18 protein-coding genes are annotated in these 24,345 nt (G+C 34.0%); all 18 read left to right on the top strand.

The window, feature by feature from the left end; translation table 11 throughout:
- The first annotated feature begins 9 nt into the window (after window positions 1-9).
- Window positions 10-2,151 (top strand): glycosyltransferase family 2 protein, encoded by a 2,142-nt coding sequence (locus IGJ90_RS09275; RefSeq protein WP_438768020.1) that lies wholly within the window; start codon window positions 10-12, stop codon window positions 2,149-2,151.
- Window positions 2,152-4,155 carry a DUF7657 domain-containing protein gene (locus tag IGJ90_RS09270; protein WP_002398588.1) on the top strand — a complete coding sequence of 668 codons (2,004 nt, stop codon included), beginning with the start codon at window positions 2,152-2,154 and terminating at the stop codon, window positions 4,153-4,155.
- A 28-nt stretch (window positions 4,156-4,183) separates the two neighbouring features.
- Window positions 4,184-5,485 carry an EpaQ family protein gene (locus IGJ90_RS09265; RefSeq protein ID WP_002378510.1) on the top strand — a complete coding sequence of 434 codons (1,302 nt, stop codon included), beginning with the start codon at window positions 4,184-4,186 and terminating at the stop codon, window positions 5,483-5,485.
- Window positions 5,486-5,590: 105 nt separating this feature from the next.
- Window positions 5,591-6,988, top strand: a complete 1,398-nt coding sequence (locus tag IGJ90_RS09260) for a sugar transferase (protein ID WP_002356909.1) — start codon at window positions 5,591-5,593, stop codon at window positions 6,986-6,988.
- 134 nt (window positions 6,989-7,122) lie between these two features.
- Window positions 7,123-7,881 (top strand): glycosyltransferase family 2 protein, encoded by a 759-nt coding sequence (locus IGJ90_RS09255; RefSeq protein WP_002356910.1) that lies wholly within the window; start codon window positions 7,123-7,125, stop codon window positions 7,879-7,881.
- A 15-nt stretch (window positions 7,882-7,896) separates the two neighbouring features.
- Window positions 7,897-8,745, top strand: a complete 849-nt coding sequence (locus tag IGJ90_RS09250; protein ID WP_002366946.1) for a LicD family protein — start codon at window positions 7,897-7,899, stop codon at window positions 8,743-8,745.
- A 242-nt stretch (window positions 8,746-8,987) separates the two neighbouring features.
- Window positions 8,988-11,669: a DUF5776 domain-containing protein gene (locus IGJ90_RS09245; protein ID WP_002366945.1), complete on the top strand. Its 2,682-nt coding sequence runs from the start codon at window positions 8,988-8,990 to the stop codon at window positions 11,667-11,669.
- Window positions 11,670-12,136: 467 nt separating this feature from the next.
- Entirely contained in the window at window positions 12,137-12,841 is a 705-nt protein-coding gene (locus IGJ90_RS09240; protein ID WP_002378508.1) for an IspD/TarI family cytidylyltransferase, read from the top strand.
- 13 nt (window positions 12,842-12,854) lie between these two features.
- Complete coding sequence (locus IGJ90_RS09235) at window positions 12,855-13,913, top strand: NAD-dependent epimerase/dehydratase family protein (RefSeq protein WP_002366941.1); 1,059 nt, start codon at window positions 12,855-12,857, stop codon at window positions 13,911-13,913.
- A 1-nt stretch (window position 13,914) separates the two neighbouring features.
- A complete protein-coding gene (locus IGJ90_RS09230; protein WP_002366940.1) occupies window positions 13,915-14,889 on the top strand; it encodes a glycosyltransferase family 2 protein in 975 nt (324 codons plus the stop codon).
- A gap of 40 nt (window positions 14,890-14,929) precedes the next feature.
- On the top strand, window positions 14,930-16,360 hold the full coding sequence (locus IGJ90_RS09225; RefSeq protein ID WP_002366939.1) for an O-antigen ligase family protein: 1,431 nt from the start codon (window positions 14,930-14,932) through the stop codon (window positions 16,358-16,360).
- A gap of 54 nt (window positions 16,361-16,414) precedes the next feature.
- Window positions 16,415-17,239, top strand: coding sequence for a LicD family protein (locus tag IGJ90_RS09220; protein WP_438768017.1), 825 nt, complete (start codon window positions 16,415-16,417; stop codon window positions 17,237-17,239).
- A gap of 39 nt (window positions 17,240-17,278) precedes the next feature.
- Window positions 17,279-18,250 (top strand): glycosyltransferase family 2 protein, encoded by a 972-nt coding sequence (locus IGJ90_RS09215; protein WP_002366937.1) that lies wholly within the window; start codon window positions 17,279-17,281, stop codon window positions 18,248-18,250.
- Between the two features lie 10 nt (window positions 18,251-18,260).
- A complete protein-coding gene (locus tag IGJ90_RS09210; RefSeq protein WP_002366935.1) occupies window positions 18,261-19,682 on the top strand; it encodes a lipopolysaccharide biosynthesis protein in 1,422 nt (473 codons plus the stop codon).
- Window positions 19,683-19,774: 92 nt separating this feature from the next.
- Window positions 19,775-20,749 carry a GDP-mannose 4,6-dehydratase gene (locus IGJ90_RS09205; protein WP_002395291.1) on the top strand — a complete coding sequence of 325 codons (975 nt, stop codon included), beginning with the start codon at window positions 19,775-19,777 and terminating at the stop codon, window positions 20,747-20,749.
- Window positions 20,746-22,557 (top strand): DUF3329 domain-containing protein, encoded by a 1,812-nt coding sequence (locus IGJ90_RS09200; protein ID WP_002366933.1) that lies wholly within the window; start codon window positions 20,746-20,748, stop codon window positions 22,555-22,557. Before IGJ90_RS09205 ends, IGJ90_RS09200 begins: the two co-directional genes overlap by 4 nt.
- Window positions 22,558-22,665: 108 nt before the next feature.
- Window positions 22,666-23,412, top strand: a complete 747-nt coding sequence (locus IGJ90_RS09195; RefSeq protein ID WP_002362094.1) for a glycerophosphodiester phosphodiesterase — start codon at window positions 22,666-22,668, stop codon at window positions 23,410-23,412.
- Window positions 23,413-24,342 (top strand): tRNA (adenosine(37)-N6)-dimethylallyltransferase MiaA, encoded by a 930-nt coding sequence (gene miaA, locus IGJ90_RS09190; RefSeq protein WP_002366931.1) that lies wholly within the window; start codon window positions 23,413-23,415, stop codon window positions 24,340-24,342. It begins immediately after the preceding gene.
- Window positions 24,343-24,345 lie beyond the last annotated feature (3 nt).

The raw sequence follows: 24,345 nt of genomic DNA, 5'->3' as shown, positions 1-24,345 counted from the left end.
AGAATGCACATGAATGAAGACATTAAGGTGATCTTTGATAGTATCTATCGCGACAAAATAACAAATAATTTAACCATTACAGGTTGGGCGTTGGATACAATCACTAAAGAAAGCCCAACTTTCACAATTAATAATGAAAACCAAGTGTCCGCTTATAACATTCAGCGCGTTTTACGTGAAGATGTTAATCAAATTTATCAAACAGAGCCTGCGATTGAAGCTGGCTTTGTTGTTACACTTGAAGGAATTAAACAAAAAAAAGTACTCCCTTTTCATTTTCAATCATCAGCACATGTTGTAACGGTGGATTTCCCCTTGAATAAAAAATATCCAGTGATTCCAGGGACAGAAGATAAAGTGACTCGTCTTTGGATAAAAGCCAAAAAAGGATTTAAGTATATGGCTAAAAATGGTATTTCTCATACCATTCAACGAGCGAAAATTGAGAAACTGAGAAATCAAGCTTCGTATCCTAACTGGTTAGCTAGAAATGAAGTACTTGACATAGAAGCGATGACACAAGAAATCGCAACATTTCATTACCAACCTAAAATTTCCATTGCGATGCCAGTGTATAATGTTGAAGAAAAATGGCTTCGGTTGTGCATTGATTCTATTTTGAATCAAGTCTATACTAATTGGGAATTATGTATGGCCGATGACGCCTCAACAGATCCCAATGTCAAAAAGATTTTAACAGAGTACCAACAATTGGATGAGCGAATTCGGGTCGTCTTTCGTGAACAAAATGGTCATATTTCCGAAGCGACCAACTCTGCTTTAGCGATTGCTACCGGAGAATTTGTCGCCTTACTAGACAATGATGATGAATTAGCAATCAATGCTTTTTATGAAGTGGTTAAAGTGCTTAATGAAAACCCAGAACTGGACTTAATTTATAGTGATGAAGATAAGATTGACATGGATGGAAATCGTTCTGATCCAGCCTTTAAACCAGATTGGTCACCTGATTTACTTTTAGGAACCAATTACATTTCGCATTTAGGCGTGTATCGTCGGAGTATTCTAGAAGAAATTGGCGGCTTTCGAAAAGGTTACGAAGGTTCTCAAGACTACGATTTAGTTTTAAGATTTACTGAAAAAACGACAACAGAACGCATTAAACATATTCCAAAAGTTCTTTACTATTGGCGGATGCTGCCAACCTCAACAGCAGTGGATCAGGGCTCAAAAGGTTATGCTTTTGAAGCGGGGCTAAGAGCCGTGCAAGATGCGCTCGTTCGTCGAGGTATTAATGGTCATGCAACGCATGGGGCGGCGAATGGCTTATACGATGTTTATTATGACATTGAATCTGAAAAGTTAGTCTCAATTATTATTCCAACTAAAAATGGCTATAAAGACGTACAACGTTGTGTTTCATCGATTATTGAAAAAACAACCTACCAAAATTACGAGATTATTATGGCTGACAATGGAAGTACAGATCCAAAAATGCACGAATTGTATGCAGAATTTGAACAACAATTACCTGGTCGCTTTTTCGTTGAATCAATCGATATTCCATTCAATTTCTCAACTATTAACAATCGTGCAGCGAAAAAAGCGCACGGAGAGTATTTATTATTTTTAAATAATGATACCGAAGTGATTACAGAGAATTGGTTAACCTTGATGGTTTCACTTGCTCAGCAAGAACGGATTGGCTGTGTAGGTGCGAAATTATTGTATCCAAATAATACGGTCCAACACGCAGGCGTTATTTTAGGATTAGGTGGTGTCGCTGGACATGGTCATTATGGTTATCCCCATGGTGACTTAGGCTATTTTGGTCGGTTAGCTATTAATGTTAATTATTCAGCAGTAACTGCCGCATGCTTACTTATGAAAAAAGCAGATTTTGATGCAGTTGGTGGTTTTGAAGAAGCGTTTACCGTAGCTTTCAATGATGTTGATTTATGCTTGAAAGTCCAAGCTTTAGGACGTGACAATGTCTGGCTTCATGAAGCAGAGCTTTATCATTTTGAATCTCAAACTCGTGGATATGATGATAAAGGCAAAAAGAAAAAACGTTTTGAACAAGAAAAAGTGATGATGGAAGAAAAATGGGGACCTTTAATTGAAAATGATCCATTTTATAATCCTAATCTGACAAGGGATATTCCCAACTTTTCATTACGAATTGACTAGATGCAATTGCGGATGACGAAATGGAGCGAAAAGATGGAACAACAACTAACTACAAGAAAAGAAAAACAACCATTACGCAACCAAGCTGAGCAGAGCGCTCGCTTGGTTGATCATTTGTTACGCTGGCGCTATCTGCTAGCGGCAGTCATTTTTATTTTACTGGTCGCCTTTAAAGTCCATGGTAGTTCATTAAACATGTGGGATGCGTATGTTTCTGAATATGCGGATGGCCAAAAAAGTTCATTAATTGCTGGTGAACCAAGAGGTGTTCGCTCGGATGAATGGCTCGTTCAAACCCCCTTTAGCCTCTCACAAACACAAACAGGTTTGAAAACACATAATGATGTGATTACGTTAAATGGGCAAGACATGGTGGTAGGCTATAATTCACCAGCGTGGAATTTGGCCACGTTAGCGAAACCTTTTACGTGGGGCTATGTACTATTAGGCAAAGAATATGGCTTATCGTGGTATTGGAATCTTAAATTAATTGGCTTAATTTTATTTTCTTTTGAAATTGGCTTGATCGTCACACGGCGGAATAAATATTTAGCTTTGTTAGCAAGTGTTTGGATTCCGTTTTCTTCGGCCCTTCAATGGTGGTTTGTCTCGCCAGTTGGAGATTTAGTATTTTTTGGCTTAGGTTTTTTAGTGGGAATTTATAATTATTTCTATTATCATAGTAGTGTTCGACGTCGTGTCATTTGTGCGATAACGGCTGTTATTATGGCCTCAGGATTTGTTTTAGTTATTTATCCTGCGTTACAAGTACCACTTGGTTATTTGATTTTATTATTTTTAATTTTATTCTTTTTAGAATTTCGTAAAAAAATTAAGTTGGATAAGTGGGATGGGGTCCTGATAGGTGGGGCACTCTTGATGACGGCGATTATTGTTGGCGGATCGCTATATGGCTCATTGGATTCCTTAAAAGCAGTAATGGATACCGCTTATCCAGGAAAACGGGTAAGTTTAGGTGGCGATATGCCTAAACGCGATATTTTGTTATTTTTAACAAATTGGAAAATGCCGTTTCAAGATGTTCCATATTCCAATAATTCGGAAATCAGTAGTTTTTATCAATTATTTTTTGTTATTTTGCCGCTCTCACCATTTATTTTTTATAAAAAAATCAAAGAAAACATTTACGGTTTTGTCTTATTCGTGTATTGTTTATTTAACTTAGTTTGGATGAGCGTTCAATTTCCAACAATTTTTGCTAAGTTGACATTGTGGTCTTATGTGCCAGAACAACGGGCGATGTTATCCTTTGGGTTTGCCGCTGTCTTGTTAAGTTTATGGTTCATCGATTATTTATGGAATCGCCAAGCAAAAATTCCAATGATGGCCTGGTTAGGGGCGCTAGGATTAAATGTTGTTCTGTATTTCTTTGTTTTATATACGGGCAATTTACGGTTATACGTTACACGAATGGACATCATTGGTGTCTTAGTTGTCGCTACCGTTTTAATTGTTGCTTTATTTAAACGTTGGCGCACGTTATTTGTCCTTGTCTTATTAGGAATCATTATGGTTTCTGGTGCCTTTGTTAATCCAATTTCTCGAGGCGTTTCTGCTGTCTATGGTAAAAAATTAGCGGTAGAAGTGGAAGAAATTAACAAAAAAGACCCCAACCAATTGTGGGTGGGCGAACGCTTGATGTATGGCTATTTGCCAATGTTAGGTGTGCATACATTTAACGGTGTTGCTTTTACACCTGACTTAGAGGCTTGGAAACCATTAGATCCAAAAGGAAAAGACACATTTATTTATAATCGCTATGCGCACATCAATGTTGAAGTAGGAAATCAGGCCCCTGTTTTAGAGTTGATGCAAAAAGATGCGATTATTGCTCGTTTATCTCCAGAAAAATTAAAAGAATATGGGATTAAATATGCGGTCGTTTATAAACCATTAGAACCGTTAGACACACCAACGATTCATTTTGAAAAATTATATGGACCTGATCAGAACGGGGCATATATTTATCGAATAAACGACTAGTGATTCATTCATGGAATGAGGTTTGAATATGGGAAAAGTATTGAATAGAATCGGTCGACTTATTTTATTAGTAACAATGATCGGCTCGTATACGATGTGGGTCGTAGGAATTGATGCGCCAGTCACAAAATATATGTATGCCAATAGTTCAATTTTATTATTAATAGCAGTAATACTTGTACTGCTATTAAATTGTACGAAATTAAAATTTATTGACTGGCTAACCGTTGCGTTGGCGTTAGCCACCTGGCTCTTGTTTCACTTTACGGAATCAATCCGTCATAGCACAATGCAAACAGATACAATGATTCCTTTAATTATTTTGTTGGTCCTTTGTTTTAAAGTTTGTGTCTTTGACCGTGTGGATCAAACGCTTTTATTAATTGTCTCTTTAGTTGCTTTGAGTGCGACTTTGTATCGGATGTCCGTGGAGTTGCCTCAGTTGATTCCAGCAGACGAAATTTTTAAAGAATCAAATAAACTAGAAAGTATTTGGATTAATACCAATACGATTGGTGCAACGTTGATGTTTTCAACAATGATGGCCAGTAGTTTGATCAAAGCATATAGAAATAAGGTTTTTAACCTGCTGCTTTTACCTGTATACATTGGTGGTGTTTTAGGTACATGGGTCAGTCAATCCAAAACCTCTTTTGCCATTTTAGTTGGTTTTATTCTGGTGGATAATCTTTTACCAAAACGTTTCTTGCAACGTTCGAAAGTTTGGCTGTTTGGTTTTGTCGGAGTAGCTGCATTGGGACCATTGTTATTTTACTTATGTGCGGAATCGGATACTGTTGATTTATTTACAGGAAGAGAACGAATTTGGCATGAGTTTTTTGCTAAATGGTTATCTGATCCTCAACATATTAAAGTCGGTATGGAGCCTTTTGTGGCCTCATGGAAACCGCTGGGGACACATAATGCTTTTCTATTTACGTTAAGTAATTTTGGTGTCATCGGCTATCTGATTTTATTTGGTTTTTTAGTCAGTATGATTTTATTGATTGGTTTCCGTAAAAAAACATTGGATCGTTTGCAAGTTAGTTTACTTTTAGGCTTCCTTTTAATCTGGATTCATTCATTTATGGAAGATATTTTATTAGCGCCTCATTGGATGCCGATAGTTTATAGTTTCCTTGGGCTAGCCTTCTACTTCCGGCCAGAGAAAAAACGAGGAAGACATGAAAGACCAACGACACCTAAAAGAAGAAAACGAGTGAAACAAACAAGTCCTGTTAGCAATGAAGAGCGCCCGATAGCACCTGTTGACGAAGAGGGCTGGGACCAACCTGAAGAATTAAGTCGTGTCCAAAGACATCGCAGATAATTTTCATCCTATAGAACTTTCTTGTCCGCTGACATTATGGTAATATAGGGGTTGCATGTTATTACAAATAATGTAATTACTGGAAGTGAAGAGAGGAAGTTTTTAATGACATCAAAAAGTGAATGGAGTAATGCAAGACGAATTGTAATTATTTTAGCAGACGTTTTGCTCTATAATTTATCAATCATCTTAGGGTTTATGGTGAAATTTGGCCGAGAAATTCCTTCATTTAACTTTGTGGCTTATGAAAAATCTGCAATTTACATTTCAATCTTTTTTATCTTTTTGAATTTGTTGTTAGGTGCGTATATTTTTTATAATCGCAAAATTAGTGACATCATTTTTGTCACGGTGATTGGTCAAATTTTAATGACTTTAACGATTATGATTGTGACATTTGCCGGACGTTGGTTTACGTTCCCGCGTTCTGTTTTAGGATATTCCTTTATAATCGGAATTATTGTTCTAAGTCTTTGGCGAATTCTTGTTTATTATCTTTACTTAAAGGTCAGCAATGAGCGAAAAGTTGTTTTACTAGGTAAAGAAAATCAAGTTATGCGGTCAATTCAAAACTTTATGTCTGATAAAAATAACAAGCATAAAGTAACGAGCGTTGTTGTCAGCAATTACTATGAAAACTTAAAAAAAATTATCGATGAAATCGATATTGTTTATATTTCAAGTAATGTTGATGAGAACGAAAAAGTAAAATTGTATCAATTAATTGTCAAACACAAGAAAAAAATCTTTTTAGATACAAGTTTTGAAAATCTAATTATGTTAAAACCAAACATGATGAACTTTGAAGATGAAAGTATTATCGAAGTCTCAAATTTTGAAATCCAACCAGAAGAGAATTTTATTAAACGTTTATTCGATATTTTAGTCTCTGTTTGCCTATTTGTGATTACCTCCCCCTTAATGCTTATTGCAGCGATTTTAGTCAAAGCAACCTCACCGGGACCAGTGATTTACAAACAAACTCGGATTACATTAGATCAACGTGAGTTCTCGATTTTAAAATTTAGAACGATGTCGGCAACAGCGGAAGCAAAATCAGGTCCAGTCTTATCTACAAGTAACGACAGTCGCGTCACTACAGTTGGTAAATACTTGCGTGCTTTACGTATTGATGAGTTGCCACAACTAATCAATGTTATTCGCGGGGATATGTCCATTGTCGGACCACGTCCTGAACGACCATTCTTTGTTGATCAATTTAATCAGGAAAACCCGAATTACTATTTACGTCACAATGTACGTGCGGGGATTACCGGCTATGCCCAAGTTTATGGGAAGTATGCTTCTGACTACAATAGTAAATTGAACTTTGATTTACTGTACATCAAGAATTATTCATTACTATTGGATATGAAAATTCTGCTTCAAACCATCAAAATTCTCTTTGATAAAGTATCATCAAGAGGATTGGATGAGTCTGAAGAACGTGAAGAATTGACGATGGATTATTGTAAAGAGAATGCTATTAGAATTTACCGTTAAAAGTTTGAGACATAAGTTATTTAAGCTTATGTCTCAAACTTTTTTTGGAAACAAGGAACGTTGAAATAATAAAAGAGCTATGCGATAATATAAACTGTTACATTCTTACATAAAATGCAACGAGGAGTGAACAAATGGAAACAGCACTTGTTTCAATTATTATGCCCATGTACAATGCTGGCAAATTTTTATCAAAATCTATTGAAAGCGTTCTGGAACAAACCTATCAGAATTGGGAATTATTACTCATTGATGATGGAAGTAAAGATGATTCTATTGATATTGCACTTGCCTTTATGGAAAAAGATTCAAGAATCTTTTTACTGAAAAATGAACAGAACATGGGCATTGCAAAGACCAGAAATAAAGGAATTGAAGCTTCAAAGGGACAATATATTGCCTTTTTAGATAGTGATGATTTATGGCTTCCTAATAAATTAGAAGTTCAAATCAAGTGGATGGAAGAAAAAAAACTTTTATTTACATGTAGTTCTTATTTTGTATGTAATGAAAATGGCAACATTACTCATGAGCGTAATTTTAGTGAAGGACCACAAACCTATCAAGATCTTTTAAAAACAAATACTATCGGCTGCTTAACGGTCGTAGTCGAATCTAATCTGCTTAAACGCCATTTAATGCCGGATTTAAAACATGAAGACTATGCTACTTGGTTAAACATTTTGAAAGAAATAAATACGGTCTATTTTATTAACGAAAAATTAGCCATTTATCGTAAGCTAACCACCTCTACATCTTCTAACAAATGGAATACAATCAGTTGGGTTTGGAAAATTTTGCGCCAAAATGAACAATTTTCAGTTATTAAAAGTTCATTCTACTTAATGCGTTTTTTATTCTATACAACATTTAAATATGCAAAGAATGAATAGGGAGGAAAAGGAAAAGTGGAACAAACAACACAGACGCAATTAGTAGAAATTCAACAAGTCGTTTTACGCATGTCAAAATATTTTGTGGCTTTTTGTGAAGAACATAATCTAACCTGTTATTTTTGTGGAGGCGGTTGTATTGGAGCAATCCGCAGTCAAGGTTTTATTCCATGGGATGATGACTTAGATTTCTTTATGCCAAGACCAGATTATGAAAAATTAAAAGTGCTTTGGCCTAAATATGCGGATACAGAACGTTATCCATTGTTAGTTGCTTCAAAAACTTATAATGATCATAATTCATTTATGACAATTAGGGATGCACAGACAACGTTTATTAAAACCTATCAAGATGGATTAGCGATTCCTCATGGTATTCCTATCGATATTTTTCCTTTAGATGGTGCGCCAAAAGGAAATTTTCAAAGGAAGAAACAAAAAATTTGGGCATTAATTTATGCTTTATTCTGTTCACAAGTGGTACCAGAAAAACATGGTGGCATTTTAGCAACGGGGAGTCGGGTATTATTGAATATCTTTCCATCGAAAAAGGTTCGCTATCATATTTGGCGCTTTGCTGAAAAAAGAATGACTAAGTATTCCTTCGGCTCCACTCCTTATGTTACAGAATTATGTGTCGGACCACGCTACATGGGTAATATTTATCATTTGGAAGATTTTAAATCTGCTATTTTTGTTCCATTTGAAGATACAAAAATGCCAATACCAGTGGGCTACAAGCGCTACTTAACAGAGGTTTTTGGGGATTATATGCAATTGCCACCAGAGGAAGATCGCCAACCCCATCATGAAGCGCTAATTGTTGATACTAAAAAATCGTACACAGAATATCTTAAAAAATAAATAAAAGATGAAAACAATTGATTAAAGATCTGTTTTCATCTTTTTACCATTTAAAAGTAAAAAATTGATATAGGAATGTTAAAAAAGCGTAATTGAATTTGAAATAAAGGTATGAGATAATAATTGGTGTTAGTTTTAAAATGTGAAAACAATTAGTTGAAGGTTATAGGATACACATTTTCGAGAGCGAATGGCAAGTGTTTAAGAAAGATACATATTATTAAATATATAAGGAGAGTTTCATGAAAAAAATCATTTCAGGTATGTTAATTTGTACCGTATTATTAAATAGTTTTAGTGTGATTGCATCTGGAGAAGAGCTTGTAAAAACAGAAACAACGGGGGAGACTGGCTTGGTCACTCAAGCTACGTCAGAAACAACGACTAATTCAACGGAGGATACATCTTCTGTTACAGAAGAAAATACCTCTGAAAGAGATAGTTCTACTTCAAGCACAAAAGAAGAGCCTCTTGATTCTTCAACAAATAGTACAACGGAAGAACATTCTTCTGTTTCAGAAACAAACACAACAGATAGTAAAACAGAAGCATCACAAAGCTCTGAAGTAGAAAAAAAGACCATTGACCAAGATGAAGCGGATTATCAAGAAGCAGCACGTGAAGGAACGAACCATAAAAAAGGAACATATGCTATGAAAAACGGCATTTCTTCTAGGGTAGCGCGAGCAACAGTTGCGAACGTCTATGCGAATGATCCTAATTTGCCTGGCAAGAATTTTATTGACGTTTCTAGTTGGAATGGAGACATTTCAGTAGCTGAATATCAAAAAATTAAAAGCTATGGTGTAACAGGTGTCTCGGTTAAATTGACAGAAGGAACTTGGTATGTTAATCCATATGCTGCGGGCCAAATTAGAAATGCCAAAGCTGCGGGCTTAAAAGTTTCAGCATATCACTATAGTATGTATGTCTCTGCTGCGACAGCACAAGATGAAGCAAGATATTTTGCTCAGGCGGCGGCTAACTCTGGCTTAGATAAAAATACCATAATGTTTAATGATGCGGAAGATCCAACGCTTACAAACAATGGGCGAAACGCCCATGCTAATTCTGTTGCGTTTAACCAGCAATTAAAGGCACTAGGGTATAAAAATGATGCGTTGTATGTTGGCAAATGGTGGTTAACAAATGGCTATATCGACACCTCCGCCTTCGGAAGAGACAGAGTATGGGTAGCGCAATATCCATATACTCCTGATAGTTCCATGCAGTGGAATAATGACCATGGTGCTTGGCAATGGTCTTCGCAAATGTATTTCCCTGGTTTAGCTAATTATGAAGGGCGTCCGTTTGATATTTCCATGACCTATAGTAATTTTTTAAATATGGGTAATAGTAGTGGGCCTGACTTAAGTAAGTATTACACAACTAATCCAGGTCGAGTGATCATGAAAAATGACGATACTTTTTACCAAGATGTAGCGTTTAGAACTCCTGGTTGGCGAGTTAAAAAAAATACACTAGTTACCATTAAGGGGATTGAATATAGTTCAGCAGGAATTCCTCGATTGGTCACAGACCAAGGTTATTTAACAGCAAATAAAGATTATGTATTAGCGGCACAAAGCAATATTGATTTGTATTTTACGACAAATCCTAAAAAAGTTCGTTTGAAAAGCGATGATTATTTCTATGCTGATCCAGAATTTAAGCAAAGGTTGTCTAAGGTTTCGAAGGGAACAATAGTAGAAGTTGAAGATTTAGCTTATACTCAAAGCGGTATATTTCGATTGAAAACAGCGAAAGGATATTTGACTGCAAATAAAAATATAGTTGAACAATATAAAGGATTAGAAGATACTTACTACACATCTAATCCTGGACAAGTAATTACTAGAAATGAAGATACCTATTACAAAGATGTAGAATTCAAGACAAAAGCAAATAAAGTATCTGCAGGCAGTGTTTTAAAAGTAACTGCTATTGAGAAAACAAAATCAGGAATTCCTAGATTGAAGATGGCAAATGGGTATTATTTCACGGCTAACAAGAACTATGTAGTAGCTACTGGATCTTGGATTGCTAACTATCATACGGTTAATCCAGGGCAAATTATTATGAAAAATAGTGATAATTTTTATGGGGATTCAGACTTCTTATATAAAGGAGCAGCTGTTTCCAAGGGAAGTTTAGTTCCTGTTGTGGGAATCGAGTACCGTGAAAATCAAGTTCCTCGTTTGATTACACAAAATGGTTATTTAACGGCTAATAAAAGTTATGCACAAAAAGTTGTGCCAAACATCAAAGATTATCTATATGATTATCCAGAGTATGTAGTTATGAAAACAAATGATTATTATTATCAAGATGTAAATTTCAGTAAAAAAGGTGAGTCTGTTTCTAAAGATACATTAATCAAAGTTTTAAGTGTTGATTATACCGAAAACGGATTACCTAGATTAAAGACTGCCAAAGGTTATATAACTGCTAACAAATCATATGTTACAAAATTGGTATCAAATTCAGATAATTACTTTACTGAAAATCCGCACCAAATTATTATGCGAGTGTCAGATAAACTATATACTGATGTAGAGTTTCGTAATGGTAGCAGAACCTTATCATCTGGGACTGTTGTTCCAGTTAAGGGCATTGAGTATTCCTCTAAAGGTGTTCCTCGCTTGAAGACAGAAGGAGGATATCTTACTGCAAATAAAAACTATGTGACAGCTGCTGGAAATACCAATAACAATTACTTTATCACTAATCCAAAAAAAGTTAAGCTCTTAATTGATGATTGTTTTTACAATAATACTGAGTTTACTAAAAAAGGACAGGCTGTTAAGAAGAATACGATTGTTGAAGTTGAAGCAATCGAATATACAAACAATGGTATACCAAGGTTAAAGACGAAACAAGGGTATTTAACTGCTAATAAGTGGTATGTAGCAAAAGTGGGTTAAGCTATCCGCCAATAAACAACCTTATTGATTATTAAAGTAAAGAGAATATTTGAAAGGTTAAATATATATATTGACATCTTTGTTGGACTTATTTTTATACGAGTTCGACAAAGGTGTTTTTTTTACAGAAAAAAGGATTTTATTGGTCAAAAAATTCCGCTATTTATAAAGGAGCTAAAAGTGTTATTAAAATTGACGAAAAGCATAACAATCATCTTTTTATTCAATCAATATCGAAATAAAAAAAGTAATAAGATAAAACCTAAGACTATTAAAATATATAAAATAAAATACCGCCAATATTTACAGTTCGATTAAGGTCTAAGATAAATTATTGAAACTTACTGATAGTTATGAGAAAATGTAAAAGATTGAATGCAGTTTTGGCTGTATTGATGAATATATAAGTTAAACAAAATTGAAATAAAACTAGTTGTTGACTAGTTAGAGAAAGGATTTTGTATCAAATGATTACAGCTTTAATTATTGCCGGTGGGGTCGGTAAACGAATGGGGCAGGAGATTCCTAAACAATTTATTATGGTAGAGGAAAAACCGATAATTATCTACACATTGGAATCTTTTCAAAAGCATCCACTCATTGATCGAATCTTAGTTGTGTGTAAAAAAGGTTGGGAACAAACACTAGATGCCTATGCAAAAGAGTACCATATTGACAAATTACAATGGATTATTCCAGGAGGAAATTCTGGTCAAGAATCAATTAACAATGGGGTTAATTTCTTAAAAGAACATTCAAACCCAGAAGATACTATTGTTATCCATGACGGAATTCGCCCATTAGTTGATGAATTAGTTTTATCTGATGTAATTGTTAAGTGTCAAGAATACGGCAATGCAGTGACTTCGTTGCCATATAATGAACAAATTTTTGTAAAAGAAACTGAGGAAACAACTCGACAATATATTAATCGTGAAACATTACGTCGCGTGTCAACACCACAAGCCTATAAATTTGAAAAATTAACTTGGGCTTACGAAAAAGCATTCCGTGAGAATATTGGTATTTCTGAATCGTCATACACAAATACTATGATGGTGGATTTAGGCGAAACATTGTATTTTGCTTTAGGCTCAGATAAAAACATTAAGTTAACCACACAAGATGACTTACAGTTATTTAAAGGCTTCTTGAAAATGAAAGAAGAGTAGTGGAGGGGATACCATGTTATTTACAGACGATAATTATTTATCAGACGTTGAACGAGTTTTAGAGAAGACACCAGATTGGACTAAAGTAACTAATAAATCTGTTTTTATAACTGGTGCTTCAGGCATGATTGGGACCTTTTTAATTGATGTGCTTATGTACCAAAATAAAACGAGAAATGCGAATATTTCGATCTGGGCGATGGGACGAACATTGTCGCGTTTAGAAGAGCGATTTACTAGTTATCTAGAAGAACCGTTATTCCATATAGTTATCGGAGATGTCACAGAAGAAATTCAGATAGCAGAAGCTTGTGACTATGTGTTGCATTGTGCTAGTAATACACATCCTAAATCATATGCCAGTGATCCAATTGGGACGATTATGACCAATATTGCTGGTACGCAGCATATTTTAGATTATGCGGTCAAAGCGAATAGTGAAAAAGTGTTATTTTTATCAACTGTTGAAATCTATGGAGAAAATCGTGGAGATCTTGATAAATTTACGGAAGACTATTGCGGCTATATTGACTGTAACACGCTACGGGCCGGTTATCCCGAAGGAAAAAGAGCAAGTGAATCATTATGTCAAGCCTATATTCAGAAATATGGTATTGATGTTGTTATTCCAAGAATTAGTCGTACTTTCGGGCCTACGATGTTACTTTCGGATAGTAAAGCTTCTTCTCAATTTATTCTGAATGCAGTCCATAAAGAAAACATTGTGTTAAAAAGTGCAGGGACCCAACTATATTCTTATGCATATGTTGCAGATATTGTATCTGCTCTTCTGTTTTTATTAGTTAAAGGGCAAAAAGGGGAAGCTTACAATGTTTCAAACGAACATTGCGATATTACGTTACGTACTTTTGCGGAAACATTAGCCAATGTGGCTGGAACAAAAGTGATTCATGGTGAAGCCACCGCCCAAGAAAAACAAGGATTTTCTAAAGCAACAAAAGCACTACTAGACAATCAAAAAATTTACGCGTTAGGTTGGCGGCCACTGTACGACAGTATGGAAGAACCATTAAAACATACAATTAAAATTTTAGAAGGTAGCGGAAATTGATATGCCCAAAATTAGTATTATTGTTCCTGTATACAATGTAGAAAAATATTTAGAAAAATGTGTACGCTCTATTTTAGCTCAAACGTTTACTGACTTTGAATTAATTCTGGTGGACGATGGCTCTCCAGACAGTTCTGGAGCAATGTGTGATCAGTTTGCTGAACAAGATCAACGGGTAAAAGTTATCCATAAAGAAAATGGTGGGCTAAGCGATGCTCGCAATGCTGGAATTGAGCTAGCGACAGGTGAGTATTTAGGTTTCGTAGATAGTGATGATTACATTGCGGATGATATGTATGAGTTATTATATACAAATATCGTAAAAGAAGATGCCGATTTATCAATCTGTGGTATTTATGATGTCTATGAGGGGAAAGAGCCAATTGTAAAAAGTTTAATACAGGGAACTTTTTCCAGAGAAGAAGCATTATTGTTAATTTTACAAGGAAATATTATCTCCGTACATGCTGTAAATAAGTTATATAAACGAAAACTCTTTGCGGATCTAAGATATCCTAAAGGAAAGTATCATGAAGATTCATTTATTATAGTAGATTTGTTGTCTGAATGTCAGAAAGTTTCTATTGATTCAACACAAAAATATTACTATTATCATCGAATGGGCAGCATTAATACAGAAACATTTTCAGATAAACAATTTGAGTTTATAGAAGCTTGGGAGAAGAATGAACTTAAATTGAAAGGTAAGGGAGCAGTTATAGAAGAAGCTGCCCATCAAAGAGTTTGTTTTGCGAATTTTTTAGTATTAGATAAAATTTTGATTAGTAATGCTTCGAAGGAAAAAGAAACGAAACAAATTGTTCGCTATCTTCGGAAAAACTTTATTTTTATTATGAAAAATAAAGTTTTTACAAAAAGTCGTAAACTATCAATGATTTTACTTATGTTTGGTCTTCCTTTTTATAAAATACCAATTAAATTGAAAAGAAAATATATAGAAAAAACAATAGATTAACAAGTTGTAATCTAAAAGTTGTTTTAAATAATTGGAGGATATGATGATTATTAATTTATCACAGCAGATGCAAAAAATAGAAAAAAGGATAGCTATACCATATATTGTTTTTTTTGAGTTAGTTCTAATTTGTCGAATGGTTAGCATTTATTCGACTTTACCAACAAAAATAGATTCATTATTTACCTTGATAATTATGCTATTGTCAGGTGTTTACTTCATATGTCACTTCTTGCCAATTTTTATAGAAAAAAAACAAAGAAGAATAGAATACTGGCTAATTGCTTTTATAGGAATTTTATTTTTAACAACATTTATTAATCATACGTATGCTTTTTCAGAGAACATTAAGTTGATCATTTGGCAATGTATCTTTTTCTTTTCCGTTTACGAAGTAGGGCGTTCGAATGATAAATCTGTTTTTAAAGCTTTTGAGTATGTACTTTTAATTGTTTGGACCGCATTAGTCATCGTTGGGTTATACTTATTTTTTGCGCGAATCAGCTTTTCAAAACCAGTAGAGTCTTTGTATTACGGAATGAGAATCGGTTTTTTTGAAAATCGATTATATGGTGTTTTTGTGGAGCCTAACTATGCATGTACCATCTCATTAGTTTGTATTTTGGTTGGCGTGCGGAATTTTATTAATACCAATAGCAAATGGTTAAAAGTGGTTTGTGTAATGGTGATTTTTCTACAATTTAGTTATGTAGCATTGTCTGGATCAAGATCAGGAGTTATTCAGTTGATTTCAATGGTAATTTTCGGGATGTTCTTTACAATTTGGTTCTTTCAAAAAAATACATCCAAAGCAGTTATAAAAAAAGTTGTGCAAGCAGTATTAGTTTCTTTTTTCTGTGGTGCTATTGTTTTCGGGGGCTTACAGTTAATAGAAAAAGGGTATATTGCTGCTGCAAATTCAGTGAATATTGAAGTACCAAAAGTTTTAGATAATAAAGAAAATGAAATTCTAGGAAATAAGAAAATTACTACTAAGAGACCAGATGTTGAGGGGAAAGACGATATTTCAAATAGTCGATTTGCTCTTTGGCAAAGTGCGATAGATTTAATGAAATTAAATCCTATATTTGGCACTTCTCCAAAAGGTTTTGCAGATATAGCTAAAGATAAATTGCCTCAATCTCATATTGCTAAGACAGCTCAAACACCGCATAGTTTTTTCTTCTATTTATTAGCAGCTACAGGGATTTCAGGTACAATTGTATTTCTAATTTTCTTGCTATCTAAAATGTTTAACTCTGCTAAATTGCTGTTTAGCGTTCGAATTAAAAATTATATGGATTTTGTGTTAGATAACCAAATTGTGTTAGTCATTTTAATTTCTGGATTACTGATAACTGAAGTCATTTTAACAAGACGTTTTGCAACAGTTATCTTTTGGTTATACTTAGGTAAAATTCAGTATCGCACTGACATGGAAAATGATTTGATTAGAGGAAATGAGCAATGATGCTCATTTTTTCTACTATACAATTGATTATTATATAAGTAGGAGAGTAATATCATGCAAAAACTTACGTTAAAAGAGGTTCAGGCGAAGGCTGTTGAAATATTAGTGTATATCGATAATATTTGTCGATCTAACAACTTGCATTATACATTGTTTTATGGAACATTGATTGGTGTAGAACGTCATAAAGGTTTTATTCCTTGGGATGATGATATTGATATAGTTATGCCAAGGCCAGATTATGAATTGTTAATTAAAATCCTTAAAAACGATTCTAACTATCAATTACTTTCTTTTGAAACACGGAAACATTTTCGTTATCCTTTTGCAAAGTTAGTTGATCCTAATACTGTAGCTCATTCCAAACAATATTTTGGTGGAGAAGATAAGGACTTAGGAGTTTTTGTAGATATTTTTCCAATTGATGGTATCCCTGATACTCAAAAGGAGAGAAATGAACTAAGAAATAAAACGGAACAGTATCGGTTAAACTTAATGGATACTTTAGGCTTAAGCTATGCGCGAAGTTTTTATCTTAGTAAGGCTTTAATAAAATTAATAACACGTTATCCTCATCATTTTAAAACAAAAAAAATGGGAAACGATCAATATTGGCGTGATTTATATCAAACGGAGGCAAAAAAAATCCCATTTGGAACAACAAATCATTGTGGTTATCTCGAATGGATTCATATAGATTGGGGTGTGTTTCCTAATGAGTGGTTTTTGGAATATGAAGATGTAGAGTTTGAAGGACATCAATTTATGGCCATTAAAAAGCGAAAACAATTTTTGACTTTACGCTATGGAGATTATATGGAAATGCCTCCGGTAGAAGAAAGAATCACTCATCATCCCTATGATTTTTACCAAAAATAAAGATTATTTATAGGCTTTTTAGAAAGAGGGCGTACTTAAATGGACCAACAATATACAGCAACTGTTGTTATGGCTACCTATAATGGAGAAAAAAACATCTTAGAACAGTTGGATTCTTTAAAAAATCAATCGAAAAAAATTGATGAAGTATTGATTTGGGATGATTGTTCTACAGATTCTACAGTTAAAATAATTGAAAAATTTATCTCTGAAAATAAATTAGGTGAAACGTGGCATTTGAAAATCAATAAGGAAAATTTAGGTTGGCGCAAAAATTTCTTTAATCTATTGAATGCTGCTACAAAAGAAATTGTTTTTACTTGTGATCAAGACGATATTTGGGATGTATCTAAAATTGAAGTGATGTGTAACGCTTTTGTAAACACTGATGTCAAAGTTTTAGTAAGCGATTATACTGAATTAGTAGAACCGGGAGGATTAGCAGAGGAATTAAAAAAAATTGATTCAGTTAAACTGCCTAATCAAAAAGAAGAACAGGTTGTATTTAATGAAAACAATTTATTTTTACGTCGACCAGGTTGTGTATATGCAATTAGAAAGAGTTTTATTGCAAACGTTAATCTATACGCATCTGAAATGGAAAATCCTGTACATGATATGGCGATGTGGGGAAGTTCTTTACTAAGTGATGGGCTCTATATCGTTAGGGAAGAATTAATTAGATGGCGTAAACATGGACAAAGTTCCTTTAAAAAAGAAATTGATTTAGCTAAGAGACAAAACCACTTTGAAGAAAGATTGAATACTTTACGCCGGAGATTACAGCGTACAAAGGCTGCAAAGAATTATTTAAATAATCAACCACATGTTGAAGAATTTGAATATAAAGACAAAGTTCTTTCAAACTTGATTAAAGAGTTGAATATGCGAGTATCTTTATTAGAACGAAAAAAAATTATTCCGATTCTATGTGCCTTTTTTAAGTATCATCATAAGTTTTATTTTAGCACAGATATGTACCATATCATGAAATATAAAATTAGAAAGTGAGCATAATGCTATGAATTCAAAAGCAAAAATGGTGGCTAAAAACCTTTATTATACTGTGGCTGCAAATTTTGCAACGTTGGGTATTTCGGTTCTCTTAAATTTATTTGTTCCTAAGTTGCTAGGCGTTACAGAATACAGTTATTGGCAACTTTATGTTTTTTATTCTTCATATGTTGGATTTCTCCACTTAGGCTGGATTGATGGTATCTATTTAAAAATTGGGGGAGAAGAATACGAAAATTTAGATAAAAGAAATCTCGGTTCTCAATTCTGGTATTTAGCGATTTTTGAATGTTGTATTTCTGCTTTTGTCATTCTTTGGGCTTACTTTTTCATGCCGAAAGAATATCAAGGGATTATTTTGATATTGACGGCCATTGTTTCAGTAATTACAATTGCAAAAACGTTTATTCTGTATGTTTTTCAGTCAACAAATCGTATTAAGGAATATGCTCAATTATCCAGAAATGATCGCTATTTATATGTCCTGTTCATTGCAATTTACTTTGCATTAGGAGGACGAGATTTTTATTGGCTAATCATTATGGATATACTTTCTAAACTGATTATTACGGTTTGGGGAATGTTTAGAGTTAAAGACATGTTGCGTGTGAACATGATGAGTTTGAAGGAAGTTACTCCTGAAATAGTTGATAATATTAACATAGGTAGTAAACTAATGCTCAGTAGTATAGCAAGTATGCTAATAATGGGAACCATTCGCTTTTTTGTTCAACAGCGTTGGACTATCGAAACCTTTGGTAAATTGTCCTTTACTTTAAGTTTATCAAATATGTTTTTAACTTTTATTAATGCTGTTGGAATTGTAATGTTTCCGTTGTTAAGACGGACAAATAAAGAGCGATTGCCGTCTTTATTTGTCACATTAAGAGGTGTTTTTGTTCCGTTGACGTATGCAATTCTGCTGTTATATGTACCCGTCAAATTTGTTTTAGGTATGTGGTTACCCGAATATAGCGAGAGTTTGAAATTTATGGGAATTCTATTTCCTATAGTTATTTATGAAGGTCGGATGTCTTTACTAATTAATACGTATTTAAAAACGTTGAGAAAAGAAAAAACAATTTTATTTGTTAACGTATTGACACTTGCCTTGTCGTTAATCCTATCGCTGTTTGTGATTTTCGTTGTTGGGAACTTGAATTTAACTGTTGGGTTGATATTAGTAAGTTTAGCATTTCGTTGTAATTTAGCGGAAATTTTTCTATGCAAAGATATGAACGTTAAAATAGGTAATAGCACGGTATTGGAAACATTGGTTACATTATTGTTTATCTTTAGTAATCTTTGGTTTGGCGGTAGTATTTATAGTTTCATTTCTTATGGAATTGTGTATATTATCTATTTCTTATTCATTCATAAGAGTTTTGTGAATAACGCAAAGAATTTAAAATATTTAGTAAAAGGTTGAGAAAGTTATTTTCTCTCCTTTTTTATTGAAAAAAACAAACGGTAGTCTTTGACACCTAAAAATGGTAAAATTAATGTATTATTTTAATTGGAGTGGGAAACTTGAGGAACTTTTTAATCACAGGCGGTGCCGGCTTTATCGGCTCAACCTTAGCAAATTATTATAGTAAAGACAATCAAGTTGTGGTCATTGATGATTTATCAATGGGCCAAACTGAAAATTTAAACACATCTGAAAATATCACGTTCATTGAAGGTAGCGTGATTGATCAACAATTAATGGAAAAAGTACTGCAAGAGTATCAGTTCGATTACATTTTTCACTTAGCAGCGATTGCTAGTGTAGCAGATTCAGTAGCACGTCCAGTGGAAACACACCAAGTGAATTTTGAGAGTGTGTTACAATTACTGGAATTAATTCGGAAATACCAGAAAGATTTAAAACGTTTGGTGTTTGCTTCTTCTGCAGCGGTTTATGGTGATGAGCCAACTTTACCAAAACAGGAAGAATCAGTAATTCGTCCATTAACGCCTTATGCAGTGGATAAATTTGCTTCTGAAAAATATGTGTTAAACTATTGTCATTTATATGATGTTCCGACAAGCGCTGTTCGCTTCTTTAACGTTTATGGGCCAAACCAAAACCCTAATTCGCCTTATTCTGGCGTTATTTCGATTGTGATGGACTCTTACAAACGCTTATTAGCCAATCAAGAAGTGACATTCAATATCTTTGGCGATGGAAAGCAATCTCGTGATTTTGTCTTTGTTGAGGACGTGGTTCAAGCATTGAATCTTGTCGCTCATTCTGACCAATCACTTGGGGAAGTGTATAATGTCGGGACTGGGAAAGCAACCGATTTAAATGAGTTAATTTCTTCTTTAAATGATATTATGAAAGTCACTTTGCCAGTTGAATACAAAGAAGCGCGAGCTGGGGACATCAAAGATTCCTTAGCGGATATATCTAAATTACGTGCCATTGGTTATGAACCGAAATATAGTATTCAGTCCGGTTTGGATAAATATGTTAAGTATGAACTAAAAGCGGAAGGTAAGCAGAGATGAAAGTTAAATTGAATAAAAAGAAGATATTTATATGCTCAATTATTATTACATTTTTGGTGATGCTTACTTTAAATAATTTAACACCATTACTTGCAGATGACTATGAATACCTTTATAAAACGAAAAGTTGGATGACGATACTTATAGATGAATACAATCAATACATGACATGGACCGGACGTTCAGTGGTCCATATAATTGCAAGAATATTTTTATTGTTACCAAAAGGAATTTTTAATGTTTTTAACGCTTTGGCATACACAATAGTAACATATTTAGTTTATAGACTTACTTTACAAAAGCAAGATGAAAAGTATAATTCATTTAGATTTGTTATTATTCAAGTGCTATTTTGGTTGTTTATTCCAGCGTTTGGAGAAGTATTTTTATGGGAGACAGGCTCAGCTAATTATCTTTGGGGAAGTTTAATTATTCTTTCGTTCCTTTATGTGTATCATAAAGAAATCATTGAAGAACACGTCTTTACGAAAACAAAATTAATGATTTTTTTGATGTTTGCTTTAGGAATTTTGGCTGGTTGGTGTAATGAAAATACCTCTGGAGGAGCTTTGCTTATCGTTTTAGGGTATCTTGGCTGGCAGTTTTATACAAAACGAAAACTTTCTTTATGGATGTTTACGGGTGTTGCTGGTAATGCTATAGGTTTGGCGTTAATGGCTTTAGCACCAGGAAATAAGATTCGCGCTACTTATTTTGCTAGAAGTACTTGGTCTTTACCAAGAAAGGCCATGACAGGAATCATTACAATATTTGAACAAATGAAAGAAAATTTATCATTATTTTTAGTTATACTGATTTTGTTGCTTGTTTTATATACTTATATTAGTCAAGATAAAAAAAGAGTATACCTAAGTGTTGTTTATTTTGTTTCTGGAATGGCTACTATGCTAGTTTTAGCCATCTCTCCAACGGCATTAACTTATGGACGTTCATACTATGGGGCTGTATTATTCTTGATTATCGCTTTTTCTATGTCACTGCCAAATTATAAAGTAAATATCAGGTTTTCTCCAATTTACAGTTTTTTGTATGTGATTTTGGCATGTACATTCTTCATGAACGTAATGGTTGGTGTAAGTGATATATTCTTGTCAAAATTGGATTTGACAAAACAATATAGTTATTTAGTTGAGCAAGAGAAAAAAGGAAATATCAATCCTGTGTTTCCAGATATATCATATAGTAATACAACAAAATATTCAGCTTATTCTAATCATTTATCGCATGTAAAAACTAATTCAGATGCACAAGTTAATCGTTCTGTTGCAAAATATTATGGCTTGGAGTCTGTGCGAAGTGTTTCAGAAAAAGATTGGGACAATATATATAGAAATGGAAACCCAGAGTTTATGAATATTTTTAATCTTAATGATTATTTACAAAAATTAATTGATACGCAATATACTATTTTATTAAGTGGTTATGGTAATCAAGTCTATCTTTCACAAGCGGAAGAGTCGCTTTTAAAAGACTTGGGGCTAGGCGTAAAATTCGAAGGTAACAATGCATGGACTTTAAGTGCAGTGATTTCAAAAGACAATAAAACAGTTGAAACAAATGCAGAATTATCGAGACTATCTGGTAAATTTGAAGCTTTAAATTATGATGTATTCTCAAGTTATACTAATTATGAAAATCAAACATTCGCTTCTGTAAAAATAAATGATACAGAAATGTCTAGAAATAAAAAAGGTTTGAACTTTGTGATTATTGATAATAATACTAACAAAGTTATTGATTCGGTAAATTTTGATATTACAGAAAAAAATGCTCCAGGAATGCGTTAGTTGTTATATATTAAAAAGAAGCCACTCATTTGTGAGAGGCTTCTTTTTTCTACATTATTTGAACCCACCTCACTCCAATGGTACAATAAACAAGATTGGAGTGAGAGCATGACAGATATTATTGCACATCGAGGAAGTAAAGGCACCCATCCTGAAAATACGTGTATTGCTTTCAGAGAGGCTGTTCGTGTTGGTGCTGAAGGAATTGAATTAGACGTTCACTTATCTAAAGATGGTTATTTAATCGTTATGCACGATGAAACGGTGGATCGTACGACAGATGGTCATGGTGAAATCCAACAGTTAACATTAAACGAATTAAAACAACTAGATGCTGGAAGCTGGTTTCAGAAAAATCCTTCTGTTCAATGTGTTCCAACATTGGAAGATGTTTTAAATTGTCTTGTAGAAGAACAATTCAATGGTTTTTTGAATATTGAACTTAAAACGGATATTATCCATTATGAAGGAATTGAGAAAAAAGTCGTCCAACAAATGAAGCAAAAAAACTGGCCGTTTCGTTATTTATATTCCAGTTTTTATTTTCCAAGTTTAGTTAAATTAAAAAAAGCTGATCCTAAGACAGAAATTGCCTTTATTTATGAATCTGCAGAGGATTTAAGTCAAGCGGGACCGGCATTCGCGCTTGTCGATAGTTTACATCCAAAAATGTCTTGGGTGTTGGCTCATGAAAAAGAACTTATCGCAATTGGCAAACCGCTGCGGCCGTGGACTGTTAATCGGATGGAAGAAATGGAAAATTGTTTTCAGCTAAAATTGGCAGGCGTTCATACAGATTTTCCTGAGGAAGCAAAATTTGCTCGTCAAAATTGGCAAGAAGAAGGAGAAACATAATTGGAGAAAGTATTAGTTATTGTAGGACCCACTGCGGTGGGGAAAACAGCATTAAGTATTGCTTTAGCAAAAAAATTTAATGGTGAAATTATTAGCGGTGACTCCATGCAAGTTTATCGCTCGTTAGACATTGGCACCGCTAAAGTCACAGAAACAGAAAAAGAAGGAATTCCTCACTATTTAATTGATTGCCGTGAAGTCAGCGAAACATATTCTGCCGCTGATTTTCAGAAAGAGGGTCGTCAAAAAATCAAAGAAATTACTGAAAAAGGGAAACTACCAATTATCGTTGGAGGAACAGGTTTGTATATTCAATCACTCCTTTATGATTTTCAACTAGGAAGTCGTGAGATAGATGACTCGCCTGAAATTAGAGAAACGTACAATTTATTTGCGGAAGAAAAAGGGAATCAAGCCTTATGGCTGTTATTACAACAAAAGGATCCTCTAGCGGCTAACAGCATCCATTTTAATAATCGCAAAAAAGTGATTCGTGCGTTAGAGGTCTTTGATAAAACCGGTTATAGTATTTTGACCCCGAAGGAAAAACCAGCTCGTCTCTATGATTATTATTTGTTAGGTTTGGAAACAGATCGCGCTTTATTGTATGAGCGTATTAATCAGCGGGTGGATCAAATGATGACAGAAGGGCTGTTGGAAGAAGCAAAACAGATGTTTCAGCAACCACATGCACAAGCAGCTCAAGGTATTGGCTATAAAGAATTTTTCCCGTATTTTTCTGGTGAACAATCATTAGAGATGGCGGTTGAAACAGTCAAACAGCAATCGCGGCGATATGCCAAACGTCAATTGACTTGGTTTAGAAATCGAATGGCTGCGCATTGGTGGAATTTGGTTCAGCAGCCAACAGATTTGCCCAAGTTGGAAAAAGAAGTAGCGGAATGGCTACAACAGAAGGAGAGTGAGTAGGCG

Origin of the sequence: Enterococcus sp. AZ129 (assembly GCF_051714505.1) — a bacterium.
GTDB classification, from domain to species: Bacteria; Bacillota; Bacilli; order Lactobacillales; family Enterococcaceae; genus Enterococcus; species Enterococcus faecalis.
Note: the sequence above shows the minus strand (reverse complement) of the source record. Positions and strands in the feature narration are given on the sequence as shown.

Excerpts from the sequence above, each read along its gene's own strand:
- IGJ90_RS09230 (WP_002366940.1), top strand. The coding sequence starts at position 13,915 with ATGCCCAAAATTAGTATTATTGTTCCTGTATACAATGTAGAAAAATAT.
- IGJ90_RS09235 (WP_002366941.1), top strand. The coding sequence starts at position 12,855 with ATGTTATTTACAGACGATAATTATTTATCAGACGTTGAACGAGTTTTA.
- IGJ90_RS09270 (WP_002398588.1), top strand. The coding sequence starts at position 2,152 with ATGCAATTGCGGATGACGAAATGGAGCGAAAAGATGGAACAACAACTA.
- IGJ90_RS09210 (WP_002366935.1), top strand. The coding sequence starts at position 18,261 with ATGAATTCAAAAGCAAAAATGGTGGCTAAAAACCTTTATTATACTGTG.
- IGJ90_RS09215 (WP_002366937.1), top strand. The coding sequence starts at position 17,279 with ATGGACCAACAATATACAGCAACTGTTGTTATGGCTACCTATAATGGA.
- IGJ90_RS09245 (WP_002366945.1), top strand. The coding sequence starts at position 8,988 with ATGAAAAAAATCATTTCAGGTATGTTAATTTGTACCGTATTATTAAAT.
- IGJ90_RS09260 (WP_002356909.1), top strand. The coding sequence starts at position 5,591 with ATGACATCAAAAAGTGAATGGAGTAATGCAAGACGAATTGTAATTATT.
- IGJ90_RS09240 (WP_002378508.1), top strand. The coding sequence starts at position 12,137 with ATGATTACAGCTTTAATTATTGCCGGTGGGGTCGGTAAACGAATGGGG.
- IGJ90_RS09200 (WP_002366933.1), top strand. The coding sequence starts at position 20,746 with ATGAAAGTTAAATTGAATAAAAAGAAGATATTTATATGCTCAATTATT.
- IGJ90_RS09225 (WP_002366939.1), top strand. The coding sequence starts at position 14,930 with ATGATGATTATTAATTTATCACAGCAGATGCAAAAAATAGAAAAAAGG.
- IGJ90_RS09275 (WP_438768020.1), top strand. The coding sequence starts at position 10 with ATGAATGAAGACATTAAGGTGATCTTTGATAGTATCTATCGCGACAAA.
- IGJ90_RS09265 (WP_002378510.1), top strand. The coding sequence starts at position 4,184 with ATGGGAAAAGTATTGAATAGAATCGGTCGACTTATTTTATTAGTAACA.
- IGJ90_RS09195 (WP_002362094.1), top strand. The coding sequence starts at position 22,666 with ATGACAGATATTATTGCACATCGAGGAAGTAAAGGCACCCATCCTGAA.
- IGJ90_RS09220 (WP_438768017.1), top strand. The coding sequence starts at position 16,415 with ATGCAAAAACTTACGTTAAAAGAGGTTCAGGCGAAGGCTGTTGAAATA.
- IGJ90_RS09255 (WP_002356910.1), top strand. The coding sequence starts at position 7,123 with ATGGAAACAGCACTTGTTTCAATTATTATGCCCATGTACAATGCTGGC.